Origin of the sequence: Streptomyces sp. NPDC007991 (assembly GCF_042958445.1) — a bacterium.
Lineage (GTDB): Bacteria > Actinomycetota > Actinomycetes > Streptomycetales > Streptomycetaceae > Streptomyces.
In genome coordinates, this window is record NZ_JBIBJD010000002.1 from 819,719 (window position 1) to 836,501 (window position 16,783).

The 16,783-nt window shown below is 70.2% G+C and carries 15 protein-coding genes and 1 tRNA gene; 10 read left to right on the plus strand and 6 right to left on the minus strand.

Translation table 11 applies throughout. The features are described 5' to 3' along the window. The first annotated feature begins 123 nt into the window (after positions 1–123). From ACFZDA_RS07755 to ACFZDA_RS07780, 6 genes are all read left to right on the plus strand, one after another. The gene (locus tag ACFZDA_RS07755; protein WP_391076446.1) at positions 124–456 is read left to right on the plus strand and encodes a hypothetical protein; all 333 of its coding nucleotides are present in this window, start codon (positions 124–126) and stop codon (positions 454–456) included. A gap of 377 nt (positions 457–833) precedes the next feature. After that, entirely contained in the window at positions 834–2,114 is a 1,281-nt protein-coding gene (locus ACFZDA_RS07760; protein WP_391076449.1) for a helix-turn-helix domain-containing protein, read from the plus strand. A 145-nt stretch (positions 2,115–2,259) separates the two neighbouring features. Then, on the plus strand, positions 2,260–2,862 hold the full coding sequence (gene orn, locus ACFZDA_RS07765; protein ID WP_391076452.1) for an oligoribonuclease: 603 nt from the start codon (positions 2,260–2,262) through the stop codon (positions 2,860–2,862). Positions 2,863–2,977: 115 nt separating this feature from the next. Next, a tRNA-His gene (locus ACFZDA_RS07770) sits at positions 2,978–3,050 on the plus strand. A 193-nt stretch (positions 3,051–3,243) separates the two neighbouring features. Continuing rightward, the gene (locus tag ACFZDA_RS07775) at positions 3,244–4,434 is read left to right on the plus strand and encodes an MFS transporter (protein WP_391076455.1); all 1,191 of its coding nucleotides are present in this window, start codon (positions 3,244–3,246) and stop codon (positions 4,432–4,434) included. A 26-nt stretch (positions 4,435–4,460) separates the two neighbouring features. Then, positions 4,461–4,991: an NUDIX domain-containing protein gene (locus ACFZDA_RS07780; protein ID WP_391076458.1), complete on the plus strand. Its 531-nt coding sequence runs from the start codon at positions 4,461–4,463 to the stop codon at positions 4,989–4,991. Here ACFZDA_RS07780 and ACFZDA_RS07785 read toward each other — a convergent pair. Both ACFZDA_RS07785 and ACFZDA_RS07790 read right to left on the minus strand, forming a co-directional pair. Continuing rightward, positions 4,921–5,742 (minus strand): serine/threonine protein kinase, encoded by an 822-nt coding sequence (locus ACFZDA_RS07785; protein WP_391076461.1) that lies wholly within the window; start codon positions 5,740–5,742, stop codon positions 4,921–4,923. The genes ACFZDA_RS07780 and ACFZDA_RS07785 overlap by 71 nt on opposite strands. Beyond that, positions 5,739–6,794, minus strand: coding sequence for a substrate-binding domain-containing protein (locus ACFZDA_RS07790; protein WP_391076465.1), 1,056 nt, complete (start codon positions 6,792–6,794; stop codon positions 5,739–5,741). The genes ACFZDA_RS07785 and ACFZDA_RS07790 overlap by 4 nt, the downstream gene beginning before the upstream one ends. A 397-nt stretch (positions 6,795–7,191) precedes the next feature. Here ACFZDA_RS07790 and ACFZDA_RS07795 point away from each other — a divergent pair, with 397 nt between their 5' ends. The 4 genes from ACFZDA_RS07795 to ACFZDA_RS07810 all read left to right on the plus strand — a co-directional run bounded on the left by ACFZDA_RS07795 (position 7,192) and on the right by ACFZDA_RS07810 (position 12,014). Next, on the plus strand, positions 7,192–8,517 hold the full coding sequence (locus ACFZDA_RS07795) for an extracellular solute-binding protein (RefSeq protein ID WP_391076468.1): 1,326 nt from the start codon (positions 7,192–7,194) through the stop codon (positions 8,515–8,517). A 5-nt stretch (positions 8,518–8,522) separates the two neighbouring features. After that, positions 8,523–9,533 (plus strand): ABC transporter permease subunit, encoded by a 1,011-nt coding sequence (locus ACFZDA_RS07800; protein ID WP_391076814.1) that lies wholly within the window; start codon positions 8,523–8,525, stop codon positions 9,531–9,533. A gap of 12 nt (positions 9,534–9,545) precedes the next feature. Further along, complete coding sequence (locus ACFZDA_RS07805; RefSeq protein ID WP_391076471.1) at positions 9,546–10,466, plus strand: ABC transporter permease subunit; 921 nt, start codon at positions 9,546–9,548, stop codon at positions 10,464–10,466. 111 nt (positions 10,467–10,577) lie between these two features. Beyond that, positions 10,578–12,014 (plus strand): GH1 family beta-glucosidase, encoded by a 1,437-nt coding sequence (locus ACFZDA_RS07810; protein WP_391076474.1) that lies wholly within the window; start codon positions 10,578–10,580, stop codon positions 12,012–12,014. 77 nt (positions 12,015–12,091) lie between these two features. On the opposite strand, the gene ACFZDA_RS07815 is transcribed toward ACFZDA_RS07810, so the two are convergent. The 4 genes from ACFZDA_RS07815 to ACFZDA_RS07830 are packed head-to-tail and all read right to left on the minus strand — an operon-like array spanning position 12,092 to position 16,595. Then, positions 12,092–13,408 (minus strand): alpha-galactosidase, encoded by a 1,317-nt coding sequence (locus ACFZDA_RS07815; protein ID WP_391076477.1) that lies wholly within the window; start codon positions 13,406–13,408, stop codon positions 12,092–12,094. A gap of 21 nt (positions 13,409–13,429) precedes the next feature. Next, positions 13,430–14,314, minus strand: coding sequence for an ABC transporter permease subunit (locus tag ACFZDA_RS07820; RefSeq protein ID WP_391076480.1), 885 nt, complete (start codon positions 14,312–14,314; stop codon positions 13,430–13,432). Further along, a complete protein-coding gene (locus ACFZDA_RS07825) occupies positions 14,311–15,285 on the minus strand; it encodes an ABC transporter permease subunit (RefSeq protein WP_391076483.1) in 975 nt (324 codons plus the stop codon). The genes ACFZDA_RS07820 and ACFZDA_RS07825 overlap by 4 nt, the downstream gene beginning before the upstream one ends. Beyond that, positions 15,282–16,595, minus strand: a complete 1,314-nt coding sequence (locus ACFZDA_RS07830) for an extracellular solute-binding protein (RefSeq protein WP_391076487.1) — start codon at positions 16,593–16,595, stop codon at positions 15,282–15,284. The genes ACFZDA_RS07825 and ACFZDA_RS07830 overlap by 4 nt, the downstream gene beginning before the upstream one ends. Between the last annotated feature and the right edge of the window lie 188 nt (positions 16,596–16,783).

Consider the following 16,783-nt stretch of genomic DNA (forward strand, 5'->3'; position numbering starts at 1 on the left):
GGTTGCTGCGCTGTACAGGCGGTTTGCACAGGGTTCACTTACCTGTGGGGGTGGTCGGGTCACACAGTGACCTGCTCACCTGCCGCGCGTTGAACCCCGTGAGTCACGCCACAGGGAGCACGCATGCCCGGACCCCGCCCCGCCGCCGAGGCGGACCGCGCGGCCCCGCCGCCGCGGGACACCGCGACGGACGTGGTTCGCTGGGCTGCCTTCAGCTGCCTGCTCGTCCCCCTCGTGCTCCTCGCGTACGGCGCCTCCCTGGCCGGCGCCGCCGGCACGGCTCTCGGGCTCGCGGCCGTCACGGGCGCGTGCCGGGTCCTGCTGCGGCAGTCCGAGCGGGGCGCGGCCCGGCTGGCGGCCGAGGACCGGGCACCCCACCGGGGGCGGCACCACCGCACCGGAACGGGGTCGCACCGCGGTGGACGGCACACTGGCGGGGATACACCGGTCGGCTGACCGGTTTCCGCGCACACGCACGCTGCTTTTCAGCCAACTTCTCGCACCCGCACAACACCCTCCCCGAGCACCCCCCAACCCCCGTTCGACCTGCACGGAAAGGGCCTTCGGGGTGTCGCGCACCCTACGCGGATTGGCCACTGCGACAAGGCGCACTTCCCTGCACGCCCCACGAGTGCAACGCTTCGTGATCGAATGCTTCACGCCAAGTTGCCAAGTCGACAATGTGCCGAGTGCCGAACCGGCCACTGCGGCGCGACGGGACACAGTAGATTCGATCTTGACTGTCTACGGCGGGGGACTCGTGCAGGACCGAGGGGAAACGTGCAGGAGCGACACAACCGAGGAGCCGCGACCACCGAGGGGGGCTTAGCAGTATGAGCCACGACTCCACTGCCGCGCCGGAAGCCGCGGCCCGGAAGCTTTCCGGGCGACGTCGCAAGGAGATCGTCGCGGTGCTGCTGTTCAGCGGCGGCCCCATCTTCGAGAGTTCCATACCTTTGTCGGTGTTCGGGATCGACCGCCAGGACGCCGGCGTACCGCGCTACCGCCTGCTGGTGTGCGGCGGCGAGGACGGCCCACTGCGGACCACAGGGGGCCTGGAACTCACCGCGCCGCATGGCCTGGAAGCGATCTCACGCGCGGGTACGGTCGTCGTACCGGCCTGGCGTTCGATCACTTCTCCGCCACCGGACGAGGCGCTCGACGCGCTGCGCCGGGCACACGAGGAGGGCGCCCGCATCGTCGGGCTGTGCACCGGCGCCTTCGTCCTGGCGGCGGCGGGCCTGCTGGACGGCCGGCCCGCGACGACACACTGGATGTACGCGCCGACGCTGGCGAAACGCTATCCGTCGGTGCACGTCGATCCGCGGGAGCTGTTCGTCGACGACGGCGACGTGCTGACGTCGGCAGGCACCGCCGCGGGCATCGACCTGTGCCTGCACATCGTGCGCACGGACCACGGCAACGAGGCGGCAGGGGCCCTGGCCCGGCGTCTCGTCGTGCCCCCGCGCCGAAGCGGCGGCCAGGAGCGCTATCTCGACAGGTCTTTACCGGAGGAGATCGGCGCCGACCCGCTCGCCGAGGTCGTCGCCTGGGCGCTGGAGCACCTCCACGAACAGTTCGACGTGGAGACGCTGGCGGCACGCGCGTACATGAGCCGTCGTACGTTCGACCGCCGCTTCCGCTCGCTGACCGGGAGCGCGCCGCTGCAGTGGCTGATCACGCAGCGGGTGCTCCAGGCGCAGCGTCTGCTGGAGACGTCGGACTACTCGGTGGACGAGGTGGCGGGGCGCTGCGGCTTCCGGTCGCCGGTCGCCCTGCGCGGGCACTTCCGCCGCCAGCTGGGCTCGTCGCCGGCCGCGTACCGGGCGGCCTACCGCGCCCGGCGCCCGCAGGGCGAGCGGCCGCAGGACACCGAGGCCGCCCCGGGCGGTCCGGGGCCCGGCATGTCCGGGCACCCGGGGCATCCCGGCCAGCCGCCCGCCTCGCTGCATCCGGAGCACCCGGTCCCGCTCCAGTCCCGCCGTACGGCGGCGGCGAGCGCGGTCGGATCGTCCCCGGCCCTGTCCGCGTCGGCGTCGGCCGCGCCGGACAACGGGCGGGAGGCGTACGTGCCGAGCCGGGCGAGTCTGCCGGGGCAGCGCAGCGGGACGTGAGGTGACGTGAGCCGGTGACCGGGCCCGCGGGGAGTGACCCTCCGTGCGGGCCCGGTGCCGTTTCGCGGGGCGGGCGCGCCCGGCGGCCACAAGGTCACGGCACGGCCGGGTTCAGCCCGGGGCGGCTCACCGTAAGGTTAGACACATGAACGATCGCATGGTGTGGATCGACTGCGAGATGACCGGCCTCTCGCTGTCGGACGACGCGCTCATCGAGGTGGCCGCCCTCGTCACCGACTCCGAGCTGAACGTGCTCGGCGAAGGCGTGGACATCGTCATCCGGCCGCCGGACCGGGCGCTGGAGACGATGCCGGAGGTGGTGCGTCAGATGCACACCTCGTCCGGGCTGCTCGCCGAGCTGCCGGACGGCACGACGCTGAAGGACGCCGAGGAGCAGGTCCTGACGTACGTCAGGGAGTTCGTCAAGGAGCCGGGCAAGGCCCCGCTGTGCGGCAACTCCGTCGGTACGGACCGCGGCTTCCTGCTGCGTGACATGCCGACGCTGGAGGACTACCTGCACTACCGGATCGTCGACGTGTCGTCGATCAAGGAGCTGGCCCGCCGGTGGTACCCGCGGGCGTACTTCAACAGCCCGCAGAAGAACGGCAACCACCGCGCGCTCGCCGACATCCGCGAGTCCATCGCGGAGCTGCGCTACTACCGCGAGGCCGTGTTCGTCCCGCAGCCCGGGCCCGACTCGGACACGGCGAAGAAGATCGCCGCGAAGCACGTACTGCCCGCGCAGTAGCCGTGCCGGGGGCCCGGGGAGGAGCGCCGCGAAAGCCGGGCGCGAGCACCCCTTCGGACCCTGTACACTTTTTCTCGGCCGGTCGGGGACATCACTGATCTCCAAGCCGGTCATGGTGGGTGTAGCTCAGCTGGTAGAGCACCTGGTTGTGGTCCAGGATGCCGCGGGTTCGAGTCCCGTCACTCACCCTCACCAAAGAGGCCGGTGACCTGTAGTAATCAGGTCACCGGCCTCTTTCGTGTCCGCCGTGGTCATACAGGCCGAGGCGGGATCCGGTTCCTGGCCGCCTTCATGCGAGGCGATCCCCTGCCGCCGTCGCCGGCTGATGTCCTTTGCGCGCCGGTCCAGGGCCGGGCAGCCGCCGGGGTTACGGTCGGCGGCATGGACGGTGAGTGCCGAGGGTGGCGTGCGTGTGTGCTCGGCGGGGCGGTGTTCGCCGTGTGCATGGCCGGTACCACGCTGCCGACTCCCCTCTATCCCCTCTACCAGGGCAAGTTCGGGTTCTCCGAGCTGACGGTGACCGTGGTGTACGCCGTGTACGCCTTCGGGGTCATCGGGGTTCTGCTGCTGGTCGGCAACGCCTCGGACTGCGTGGGCAGACGCCCGGTGCTGCTGTGCGGCCTGGGCCTCGCGGCCGCGAGCGCCGTCTGTTTCCTGTGTGCCGGCGGGCTGGGCTGGCTGTACGCGGGGCGGCTGCTGTCGGGACTGTCGGCCGGTCTGTTCACGGGGGCCGCCACGGCATACGTGATGGAGCTCGCGCCTCACGGCGGCGCCTCCCGGGCCACGTTCGTGGCGACGGCCGCCAACATGGGCGGACTGGGCTGCGGGCCGCTGCTGTCCGGGGTGCTCGCGCAGTACGCCGGCTGGCCGCTGTATCTGCCGTTCGTCACGCACCTGGTGCTGCTGGCCTGCTCGGCCGCCGTCCTGCTGCGGCTCGCGGAGACCGTACGGGAGCGCACGCCACTGCGCACCGTACGGCCGCAGCGCCCCGCGCTGTCCCCGCAGGTACGGGCCGTGTTCGCCCCCGCGTCGATCGCCTCGTTCGCGGGGTTCGCCCTCTTCGGGGTGTTCACCTCGGTCAGCCCGGCCTTCCTCGCCGAGTCCCTGCATGTGGACAACCACGCCGTGAGCGGGCTCGTCGTCGCCCTGGCCTTCTTCGCGTCGACGGCCGGGCAACTGGCGGTCGGCGGGGTCGGGGTGCGGCGCTCCCTCCCGCTGGGCTGCGCCGGACTCCTCGCCGGGCTGGCGCTGCTCGCCGGTGCGCTGCGGTGGGAGCTGATGTCCCTGGTGGTCCTGAGCGCACTCGTCGGCGGCACCGGGCAGGGCCTGGCGTTCCGCGGCGCGCTGTCGGGGGTGGCCGGGGCAGCTCCCGAGCACCAGCGCGCGGCGGTGATCTCGGCGCTGTTCGTGGTCGCCTACGCGGGCATCTCGGTCCCGGTGATCGGCGTCGGCCTCCTGGCGGACCGGATCGGCCTGGAGGGCGCGGGCCTGGTGTTCATCGCGTGTATGGCGGTGCTGGTGTCGACGGCGGGCGTCTACCTGGTGCGGCGGCCGGTGGTGGCGAGGGTCTGACGGTCCCTCCGTGCAATCGTGACGCCATGGGTGAGCTGGTGGAGCGGGTCGACGAGCAGGACCGGGTGATCGGGGTGGCCGACCGGGACGAGGCGATCCGGAACGGTTGGCTGCACCGGGTCGCGACCACCGTCTGCCGTGATCCGCGGGGACGTGTGCTGGTGTATCGCAGGCCGGAGCACGTGTCCCGGTTCCCGGGTCATTACGACTGGCTGTTCGGCGGGGGCGTCGAGGTCGGGGAGTCGTACGAGGAGGCCGCGGCGCGGGAGCTGGCCGAGGAGCTGGGGGTCCGGGTGCGGGTGCGGCCTGTGTTCACGTTCCTGTGCCGAGGGGCGATCAGCCCGTACTGGCTGGGCGTGCACGAGGCAATCGTCGCCGGGCCCCTGGCTCCCGACCCGGGCGAGATCGCCTGGCACGGCTGGCTCGGGGAGCGGGAACTTCACGAGGCGTTCTTGCGGTGGACGTTCGTGCCGGACGGGAGGGAGGTCATGCGGCGGTACCCGGGCCTGTGTGCGCCGAGCACCGCCACGCCGCCGTCAGCTCCGCCACCGTCGTGAAGCGTTCGGCCGGGTCCGGGTGCGTGGCCCGTTCCACGAGCGCCAGTTGAGCCGCCGTGCCGCGCCAGGCGGGCTCCTCGCCGGCCGTGTCCAGCAGGATGCGGACGGCCCGGCCCAGGGCGTGCACGGTGGTGCGGGTGTCGATCGTCGCACCGCGCTGCCATTCCTCCGGGGCCATGAAGCGCCGTGAGCCCGGCAGGCGGTCCGCCTGGAGGACGAACGGGCCCGGGCGGTACTCGTCCAGGTCGATCAGATGGAGTGCGCCGGCGTCGAAGTCGTAGAGGAACGCGCCGTCGTAGAGGTCGACGGCGACGAAGCCGGCTGCCTCCACCGCCAGGTGGGCGTCCAGGAGGTGGTCGATGGCGTGCAGGATCCGCGGGGCGGGGAGGTCTTGGAAGCGGGCCAGGGGTCCGGCGTGCCGTAGCGGCGCGGGCGAGTACAACGGCTCCCCGTGACGCCAGGGCATCACCACCGCCGTGCGCCCGCTGCCCGTGGCGAACCGGTGCAGTTGGGGGACGATGACGGGGTGCCGTACTGCCCGGTGGAAGGCCCAGGCGCGGTGCAGCGACTGCCGGGCGGCGTCGGTCGTCGCCTCCTTCACGAACCAGCACTCCCCGTCGGCGAGCCGAACCCCGTACGACACACAGCCCGAGTCCTGGTCGCGGAAGGCCCGGAACACCTCGCCCACCGTGCGCAGATACGGCTCGGTCCGCGCGACCTCGGTGACGTCCAGGAGGGGATGCGGCGTCACGACGACGACCGGGGCACCAGTTCCGTCGCCAGGACCACCTGCCGTCGGTCCAGTCCCCGGGACGCCAGTGGGCGGCGGTCGGCGACCTCCGTGAGGAGGAGGTCGATCATCCGGCGGCCCATCTCCTCGATGGGCTGGCGGACGCTGGTGAGGGGCGGTTCCATGTGGCGGGCGATGGCGGAGTCGTCGTAGCCGACGAGCGCCACGTCGTCGGGGATGCGGCGCCCCGCCTCGCGCAGCGCGTGGCGGGCGCCGGCCGCGGTGACGTCGGAGGCGGCGAAGACCGCGTCCAGGTCGGGCCGGCGCTCCAGCAGGGCCGCCATGGCACGGCTGCCGCCCTCCTCCGTGAAGTCGCCCGGCTCGATCAGCGCCTCGTCCGCCTCGTGGCCCGCGTCGCTCAGCGCGTCGCGGTAGCCGTCGACGCGGCGCTGGGCACCGTAGACGTCGAGGCGGCCGGTGATGTGGGCCACCCGGCGGTGGCCGCGGGACAGCAGGTGCTCGACGGCCTGGCGGGCGCCGCCGTAGTTGTCCGAGTCGACCGACGCCAGTGTCTCCCGCGCCGAGCGCGGGCCGCTGATCACCGCCGGGATGTCCAGCTGGGACAGCAGGTCGGGCAGCGGATCGTCCGCGTGGACCGAGACCAGCAGGACGCCGTCCACCCGGTGGGCGGCCAGGTACTGGGCGAGACGGCGGCGTTCCTTGTCGCTGCCCGCGAAGATGAGCAGCAGCTGCATCTCCGTGTCGGACAACGCCGCCCCGACGCCCTTCAGCATGTCCGAGAAGTACGGCTCCGCGAAGAACCTGGTCTCCGGCTCGGGCACGACCAGGGCGATCGCGTCCGTGCGGTTGGCGGCCAGGGCGCGGGCCGCGGTGTTGGGAACGTAGCCGAGCTCGGCGACCGCCGCCTCCACGGCCGCGCGGGTCGCGTCGCTGACCCGGGGCGAGCCGTTGATCACCCGGGACACCGTGCCGCGGCCGACACCGGCGCGCGCCGCCACCTCTTCGAGGGTGGGCCGGCCACCACTTCGGCCCCGCGCTCCGTGGCTTGCCATGGGCTCCGCCTTCCCGTCCACACCCGCACTCTGCGGCTGGCCTGGAATTTAACAGGCTCGTCAGCTGTAGTGACCGCTACCGGGGCGCGCCGCCCCCGGCCTTCCGCTTGTGCCCGCGGGCCGGTCCGGCTGGCTAGAAGTCGCCGTCCGAGACCACAAGGGACCGCGGCCCGGGTCCAGTTAACAGCCCGATAACTGAACGCATCTCTCGCTGTCCGGTCCCTTGACACCCCCGCCCCGACCGGCGAACCTTCAACACATCACTGGTGGGAGCGCTCCCACAGTACCTGACACATACACAACCCGCACGTTCCCCGCCCGAGCCGCAGCGAGTGAAAACGGGTCCAACCATGCAGTTGGCCGGGGGGTCGGCACGTCAGGGCAACAGGAGGACGACATGCGAGCACGCATCCGAACCGCCCGCAAGGCGATGGTCCTCGCGGCCGTCGCGTCGCTGGGCGCCGGGCTGCTGGCCGGCTGTGCCGACGACGGCGGCGACGACAACTCCGGCTCGTCGGACGGTGACGGCAAGGGCAAGACGACGATCTCGGTGGGGCTCTTCGGCACGATGGGCTTCAAGGAAGCCGGCCTCTACGCCGAGTACGAGAAGCTCAACCCGAAGATCAAGATCGCCGAGAACGTCGTCGAGCGGAACGAGAACTACTACCCGGCGCTGCTGAACCACCTCACCACCAACAGCGGCCTGCTGGACGTCCAGGCCGTCGAAGTGGCCAACATCGCCGAGGTCACGGCCACCCAGGCCGACAAGCTCGAGGACATGTCCAAGGTCTCGGGCGTGGACAAGAGCAAGTGGCTGGACTGGAAGTGGCAGCAGGCCACCACCAAGGACGGCAAGACGATCGGCCTCGGCACCGACGTCGGCCCGATGGCCATCTGTTACCGCACGGACCTCTTCAAGCAGGCCGGACTGCCCACCGACCCGGCCGAGGTCGGCAAGCTGTGGGCCGGTGACTGGGCCAAGCTCGTCCAGGTCGGCGAGCGCTACAAGTCGAAGGCCCCCGAGGGCACCTTCTTCATGGACTCCCCCGGCGGTCTGATCCAGGCGATCCTGGGCAGCGAGGAGAAGAAGTTCTACGACACCTCCGGGAACGTCATCTACAAGACCAACCCGGCCGTGAAGGCCGCCTTCGACCTGACCGCGGATGCCGCCAAGAAGGGTCTCGTCCAGTCGCAGACGCAGTTCCAGCCGGGCTGGAACTCCACGATCGCCAACAACAAGTTCGCCGCCATCGCCTGCCCGCCGTGGATGCTCGGCACGATCAAGGGCAACTCGAAGCCGGACGCGGCCGGCAAGTGGGCCGTGGCCACCGCGCCCAAGGGCGGCAACTGGGGCGGCACCTTCCTCACCGTGCCGAAGAGCGGCAAGCACGTGAAGGAAGCGCAGAAGTTCGTGACCTGGCTGACCGCGCCGGAGCAGCAGGCGAAGCTGTTCAAGGTGCAGGCCAGCTTCCCGAGCGCCCCGTCCGCCTACACCATGCCCGAAGTGACCGGCGCGACGAACGAGATGACCGGTGACCAGAAGATCGGCCCGATCTTCGCGGAGGCCGCCAAGGCCGCCCCGGTCCAGGTGATCGGCCCGAAGGACCAGATCATCATGCAGGGCCTGACGGACAACGGCGTGATCCTGGCGACGAAGGGCAAGTCGGCCAAGGAGGCCTGGGACTCCGCGATCAAGACCATCGACAACAAGCTGGACCAGTGACCCGTATGGCCACCCGCCACGACACCGCCGCGCCCCCCGCCGAGGGGGGCGCGGCCCCGGGCCGCCCGCCCGGGGACGCCGCCGTGGACAAGGAGCGGCGGCGCCGGGACCGGCTGTCCCGCCGCTGGCAGCGGGACATCCGCTGGAGCCCGTACGCCTTCGTCTCGCCGTTCTTCCTGCTGTTCATCGCCTTCGGCCTGTTCCCGCTGATCTACACGGGCTGGGCCTCGCTGCACCAGGTGGAGCTGACCGCGCCGACCGACATGAACTGGGTCGGGCTGCGCAACTACACCCGGATCTTCGACGACGAGTTCTTCTGGAACGCGGCGAAGAACACCCTGACCATCGGCATCATCTCCACCGTCCCGCAGTTGCTGATGGCGATGGGCATCGCCCACATCCTCAACTACAAGCTGCGGGCCTCGACCTTCTTCCGGGTCGCGATGCTCGCGCCGTACGCGACGTCGATCGCCGCCGCCTCGCTGGTGTTCGTGCTGCTCTTCGGCCGTGACTACGGCATGATCAACTGGGCGCTCGACATGGTCGGCATCAACCCAGTCGACTGGCAGAACGACAAGTGGTTCTCCCAGATCGCCGTCTCGTCGATCATCATCTGGCGCTGGACCGGCTACAACGCGCTGATCTACCTGGCCGCGATGCAGGCGATCCCGCATGACCTGTACGAGTCGGCGGCACTGGACGGGGCCAGCCGCTGGCAGCAGTTCATCCATGTGACGCTGCCGGCGCTGCGCCCGACGATCCTGTTCACCTGTGTCGTCTCGACGATCGGCGCGAGCCAGGTCTTCGGCGAGCCGCTGCTGTTCGACGCCAACAAGGGCACCTCCGGCGGCGCGGAGCACCAGTTCCAGACGCTCGGTCTGTATCTGTACGAGCAGGGCTGGGTCGCCCAGCACCTGGGCCGTGCCTCGGCGATCGCCTGGACGATGTTCCTGATCCTGATCGTCATCGGCATCGTCAACTACGTCATCTCGCGCCGGCTGCGCGCCAGTAGTTAAGGAGTTCCGGCCGTGACGACGACTGTGACGCCCCAGGACGCCCCGCCGCCCGGCGCGGCGCCCGCGAAGGAGTCCAAACGCCCCCGCCTGCCGAAGTCCGCGCGGGCCGGCGGGCAGCTGCACGGCGGTCCGATCGCGTACGCGGTCCTCATCGTGTTCACGATCGTCTCGCTGTTCCCGCTGGTGTGGACGGCGATCGCCGCCTCGCGTGACAACCAGCGGCTCGCGCAGACGCCGCCGCCGTTCTGGTTCGGCTCGGGTCTGTTCGACAAGCTGGAGATCGCCTGGAAGGACGCCAATCTGGGTGAGGCGTTCCTCAACACCACGATCGTGGCGGGGGTTTCGGCGGCGACCATCGTCTTCCTGTCGACGATCGCCGGTTTCGCCTTCGCCAAGCTGCGGTTCAGGGGCCGCGGCGCGCTGATGCTGATCGTGATCGGCACGATGATGGTGCCGCCGCAGCTGAGTGTGATCCCGCTGTACATGATGGTCGCCAAGCTCGACTGGACGGACCAGCTGCAGGCGGTGATCCTGCCGTCGCTGGTGAGCGCGTTCGGTGTGTTCTTCATGCGGCAGTACCTGATCCAGGCGCTGCCCGACGAGATCATCGAGGCCGCCCGGGTCGACGGGGCGAGCAGCTGGCGTGTGGTGTGGCACGTGGTGTTCCCGGCGGCACGGCCGGCGATGGCCGTGCTCGGGATGCTGACGTTCGTGCAGACCTGGAACGACTTCATGTGGCCGTTCCTGGTGCTGACCCAGATGGGCAACCCGACCGTGCAGGTCGCGGTCGCGGGGCTGGGCCGCGGCTACACGCCCGACCAGTCCCTGATCATGGCGGGCGCGCTGCTGGGTACGCTGCCGCTGCTGCTGGTCTTCGCGATCTTCGGCAAGCAGATCGTGGGCGGCATCATGCAGGGCGCCGTCAAGGGGTGACGCCCTGTTTTCCAGGGGCCGGGCCGGCGCTGCTCCGGCCCCTGTCCTCCCCCTTTCCTCCCCCTCCCCCCTCCACCGTCGGTCTCCACGACCCCCAATGGGAGCGCTTCCATGCCTGACTCCGAGAACCCGGCCACTGCGGTGACCTTCCCTCCCGCCTTCCTCTGGGGCGCGGCGACCTCCGCGTACCAGATCGAGGGCGCGGTGCGGGAGGACGGCCGTACGCCGTCGATCTGGGACACCTTCAGCCATACGCCCGGCAAGACGGCCGGTGGCGACACCGGTGACATCGCAGTCGACCACTACCACCGCTACCGCGAGGACGTGGCGCTGATGGCGGAGCTGGGCCTGGGCGCCTACCGTTTCTCCGTCTCCTGGTCGCGGGTGCAGCCGACCGGCCGGGGCCCGGCCGTCCAGAAGGGCCTGGACTTCTACCGCCGGCTGGTCGACGAGCTGCTGTCCAAGGGCATCAAGCCGGCCGTCACGCTCTACCACTGGGATCTGCCGCAGGAGCTGGAGGACGCGGGCGGCTGGCCGGAGCGGGACACGGCGTACCGTTTCGCGGAGTACGCGCAGATCGTCGGCGAGGCGCTGGGCGACCGGGCCGAGCAGTGGATGACGCTCAACGAGCCGTGGTGCAGCGCGTTCCTGGGCTATGCCTCCGGGGTGCACGCCCCGGGCCGGACGGATCCGGCGGCGTCGCTGCGTGCCGCGCACCACCTGAACCTGGCGCACGGGCTGGGCGCGTCGGCCCTGCGGTCGGTGATGCCGGCCCGCAACACGGTCGCGATCAGCCTCAACTCCTCGGTGGTCAGGCCGCTTTCGCAGAGCCCGGCGGACCTGGCGGCGGCCCGGAAGATCGACGACCTGGCCAACGGCGTCTTCCACGGCCCGATCCTGCACGGCGCGTACCCGGAGTCGCTGTACGCGGCGACGGCGGACCTCACGGACTGGAACCACGTCCTCGACGGCGACCTGGCGCTGATCAACCAGCCGCTGGACGCGCTGGGCCTCAACTACTACACGCCCGCGCTGGTCTCGGCGGCCGACCCGGCGGCGAAGGGGCCGCGCGCCGACGGCCACGGCTCCAGCGCGCACTCGCCCTGGCCGGCCGCGGACGACGTCGCCTTCCACCAGACGCCCGGCGACCGCACCGAGATGGGCTGGACGATCGACCCGACCGGCCTGCACGAGCTGATCATGCGCTACACCCGGGAGGCGCCGGGCCTGCCGCTGTACATCACGGAGAACGGCGCGGCCTACGACGACAAGATCGACTCGGACGGCCGGGTGCACGACCCGGAGCGTGTCGCCTACCTGCACGGGCACCTGTCGGCGGTGCGCCGCGCGATCGCCGACGGCGCGGACGTCCGCGGTTACTTCCTGTGGTCCCTGATGGACAACTTCGAGTGGTCGTACGGCTACGGCAAGCGCTTCGGCGCGGTGTACGTGGACTACGCGACGCTCCAGCGCACCCCGAAGTCCAGCGCCCTCTGGTACGCCCGCGCGGCCCGCACGGGCACGCTGCCGGAGGCGGGGGCCGTCTGACCACTGGGGCCGTCCAGCCACTGCGAGGCGGGGGGACGGGGCGCGGCACTATTAGGGGAGTGCCGCGCCCCGGCATGTCAGGAGGCGACTCGTGGCGTCAGCAGCCGGCGGGTCGTCGTCACGCCCCACTCGTCCAGGGACAGCAGGCGGTCGCTGGAGGCCATCAGGCCCCCGGTGGACTCCACGTGTGCCGCCCACTGTTCGCGGGTCTCGACGGCCGGGCGGGCCATCAGGCAGTCGGGGTCGTTGGTCCAGAGGCGGGCGTGCTGCCACTGGCGGGCCGCGCCCGTGAACTCGGCCGGGTCCTGGCCCGGCTGGGAGTAGTCGTCGGCCTCGGGGCGGCGGCGGGGGGCCGTGTCGGGGCTGACGCGCATGGCGTCGAACAGGCCGATGGAGGGGAGCATCGGGGCGCCGCAGCCCAGGAGGTAGGAGTCCGGGCCGATCGCGTCGCGGATCAGGCGGATGCCGGAGCGGTACGCCGTGAGGGGGTCGACGTCCGCGTGGCGGATGCCGTCCAGGGCGCCCGCGTAGAGGAAGTCGGTCTTGAAGTAGTCGTAGCCCTCCGCGCGCAGGGTGGTGAAGACCTCGGTCAGATACGCCGCCGCGGCCGGGTGCGTGGTGTCCAGGACGCGCAGGTCGTGGCCCCAGTTGCGGCCGGCGTGCGCGAAGCCGCCTGCGGTGTCGCGGACCAGCCAGTCGGGGTGCTCGGCGGCCAGGTCGCTCGCGGGGTCGACGAGGAAGGGGGCCGTCCAGATGCCGGCGCGGCGGCCGCGGGAGCGGATCTTCTCGGCGATCGAGGCGCGGGAGCGGAAGCGGCCGGAGAGGGTGAGCCAGTCGCCGAGGGCCCGCTGGTAGCCGTCGTCGATCTGGACGACGTCGACGGGCAGGTCGAGGGTGTCCATCGCGCGGAGGTTCTCGTGGATGTCGTCCTCGGTGACCTGCGTGAAGTACTCGTACCAGGAGCACCAGACGGTGGGTGCCGGGCGCGGGGCCGCGATGCCGAGACCGCCGGCCCAGTCGCCCAGCACGGACCGGATGTCCTCGCCCGTCCACTCCTTCACCGGGCCGTCCGCGCCGACCTCCGCGACCCCGCCCCGTACGGCGAGCCGGATCGACGGCACCTCGCGCGCCGGCTCGGCCGCCGCCCAGAGGCGAACCGGTGAGCCGTCGCCGGGGTCGAGCGCGAGCAGGCCCTCGCCCTGGAAGACGCCGGCGGGGACGGTGACGCCGGGCCGGTAGCAGACCGTGGCCCAGTTGGCGTTGGCCGGACGGTAGGGCGCCGCGCCCAAGGGGTAGGTGCCGCTGGGGCTCCAGGACTGCCAGCCCTCCTCGTGGACGCGGGCGCGGCGGAGGTCGACGGGCACGGAGGCCAGCGGCGTGAACGGGTGCTGCACGGTGATCTCTTCCGGGAAGGGTCAGCCCTTGTTGGCGCCCAGGGTCAGGCCGCTGACGAACTGGCGCTGGAGCACGAAGTAGACGATGAGGGTCGGGATGGCCGTGAGCAGCGCTCCGGCCGCGACCAGGTTGGGGTCGGTGAAGTACTGGCCGGAGAGGTTGTTCAGCGCCGAGGTGATCGGCATGTTCTCGCCGGTGGAGATCAGGACGATGGCCCAGAAGAAGTCGTTGTAGATCCAGATGGACAGCAGGGTGGCGAGGGCGGCCATCGCGGGCTTGCACAGCGGCAGCACGATCTGCCAGTACAGGCGCCACACGGAGGCTCCGTCGACCAGGGCGGCCTCGGTCAGTTCGTGCGGCAGCGAGCGCATGTAGTTGCTCAGCACGAACGCGCAGAAGCCGGACTGGAACGCCACATGGATCAGGACCAGGCCGAGCGGGGAGTCGTAGAGCTTGCCGGACATGGTGATGCCGGGCAGATCCACCAGCAGGTACAGGCGGTACAGCGGGGTGATGATGACCTGCTGGGGCAGCAGGTTGCCCGCGGTGAAGACCAGCAGCAGCGCCAGGTTGAGGCGGAAGTCGAAGCGGCTGACGTAGAAGGCGACCATCGACGACAGCAGCAGCGTCAGCAGCACGGCCGGCACGGCGATGATCAGCGTGTTGCCGAAGTAGTGCAGCATGTCGGACTGCTGGAAGGCGTTCGTGAAGTTGTCGAAGCTCAGCTTGTCGGGCCAGGAGACATAGCCCTTGGTGCTGGTCTCCGAGTAGGGCCGCATCGCCGCGAGCAGCGCCCACAGCAGGGGCGCCAGCCAGGCCAGCGCCGTGACGACGAGGAAGGTGTGCAGCAGGATCCGGGCGGGGCGGACGGGGGTGCGCTGCTTGCTCACCAGGGCGTGGCTCATGCGCGCCGCTCCTTGCGGAAGGTGCCGATCAGGTACGGGATGATCACCGCGAGCGAGATCACCAGCAGGACGACGGCGATGGCGGAGCCGTATCCGATCCGGCTGGACTCGCCGATGATGTTGTTGGTCACCAGGATCGACAGCAGTTCGGTGCCCTGGGCGCCCTTGTTGAACACGAAGACCAGGTCGAAGGCGCGTAGCGCCTCGATGATCGTGACGACCAGGACGACGGTGTTGGTGGGCCGCAGGGTGGGGAAGACGACGTTCTTGAACGTCTGCCACTCGCCCGCGCCGTCCAGCGCGGATGCCTCGCGCAGGGCCGGGTCGACACCCTTCAGGCCGGCCAGGTAGAGGATCATCATGTAGCCGGTGTGCCGCCAGGACGCGGCGACCAGGACGGCCCAAAGGTTGAGGTCCGGGTCGCCGATCCAGTCGATGTAGTGGCCGGGCTTGTTGGCTCCGAGGAGGCTGTTGATCAGGCCGGTGTCGGGGTTGTAGACGAGCTGCCAGACGAACCCGGTGACCGCCAGCGACACCACGACCGGCAGGAAGAACGCGGTCTGGTAGACGCGGCTGAAGCGGATCTTCTTGTCCAGCTGCAGGGCCAGGAACAGGCCGAAGGGCGTGGGCAGCAGGATGAGCACGACGAACCAGACGACGTTGTGCTCGACGGCGGGCCAGAACTGCGGGTTGCTGGTGAACAACTGCCGGAAGTTCTGCAGACCGACCCAGTGGATGGAGTCGAAGCCGATGCCGTCCCAGCTGGTGAAGGCCAGCGCGATGGAGGCGAGGGCCGTCACCCACACCAGGGCGACGTGCAGGATCGTCGGCACACCCGCCATCAGGCCGAGCGTGATGCGGTCGCGGCGGGTCAGCAGACGGCGGTGGCCCGTCGAACTCTTCGCGGGGGCGGCGCCCGGAGACGGCGCGGGGGCCGTCTCCGGGTTCTCGGTGGAGGTGTCGGTGCTCATGAGGACGCGAAGATCGTCTTCTTCTGACGCTCGATCGACGAGAGGATGCTGTCGACGTTCTTGGGGTTGCGGATGAAGTTCTGGAGCGCGGGCTGCATCACCGTGGAGGTGAAGTCCGGGCGCGAGTCGCGGTCCATGAACTGCGTCAGGCTCTTCGCGCTGGAGATCATCTCGAAGGACTTCTTCTGGAGCGCGGTGTAGGAGGAGGTGTCGGCCTTGGTGGAGGCGGCCACCACGCTGGAGTCGGCCTTGAGGTAGATCTGCTCGGCCTCGGGGGTGCCGAGGTACTCCAGCAGCTTCACGGCGCCGTCGCGGTTCTTCGGGGCCTTGGAGAGCATGAAGCCGTCGGTGGGCGCCTCGACGGTGTCCTGGCCGAACTGCGGGTCGATCTCCGGGAAGGCGAAGAAGTCCAGGTCGTCCAGGTCGGCCTTGTTGGTGAACTGCTGGCCGACGAAGGTGCCCAGCAGATACATGCCGGCCTTCTTCGCCACCAGGGTCTGGGCCGCGTCCTGCCAGGTGCGGCCCACCGCGCCGTCCTGGTGGTAGGGGAGGATCTCCGACCAGTGGTCGAAGACCTTGCGCACCTTGGCGTCGGTCCAGGAGGCCTTGCCCGCCATCAGTTCGACGTGGAAGTCGTAGCCGTTGGTGCGGAAGTTGATCTGGTCGAAGGTGCCCATCGCGGGCCAGGCGTCCTTGTCGCCGAAGGCGATCGGGACCAGCCCGTCCTTCTTCATCCGCTTGCACAGGGCGACGAAGTCGTCCCAGGTGGCGGGGACCTTGTAGCCGTGCTGGGCGAAGACGCTCTTGCGGTAGAAGACCGCCCACGGGTACGTGTACAGCGGCACGAAGTAGTACTTGCCGTCCTCGCCCTTGCTGAGCTTCTTCATCGCGTCGGGGAAGTTGCCCCCGATCTTCGCCCACACGTCGTCGATGGGCGTGGCCAGCTTCTTCGCCGCGAAGAACTGCATCCGGTACCCGGCGAACCAGGTGAACACGTCGTCCGGCGTGCCCTGCAGATAGGAGTTGATCTGCTCCTGGAACGTGTTGTGGTCCTTGGTGTTCACGTCGACCTTGATGCCGGACTTCTTCGTGAAGGCGGCGTAGATCTCGGCGAACGCCTTCTTCGGGACCGCGTCCGAGGAGTTCGAGCCGAGACTGACCGTCTTCGAGTCGGCGGCTGCGCCGCTGCCGCCACAGGCGCTCAGCAGGGGTATGCCGGCGCCGAGCAGGGCCGCGCCGCCTATGCCGCGCAGGACAGAGCGGCGGCTGGCAGCGGGGAGGGAGAGTCCGGAGGGAGAGAGGTCGTGCATGAACGGCTCCTGAGGCAGGGTTCGGCCACGAGGGCGTGGCTGAAATCCGGTCTTAATCGACCAGAAATCAACTTGACCGAACACGGTGGCGCAATAACAGCCGTATGTCCGGTCATACGTCAAGAGCCGTCGACTTCATTTGTCGAAATGTGACCGACCCGTGAACACAGGACGATCAGCGCGTTTCG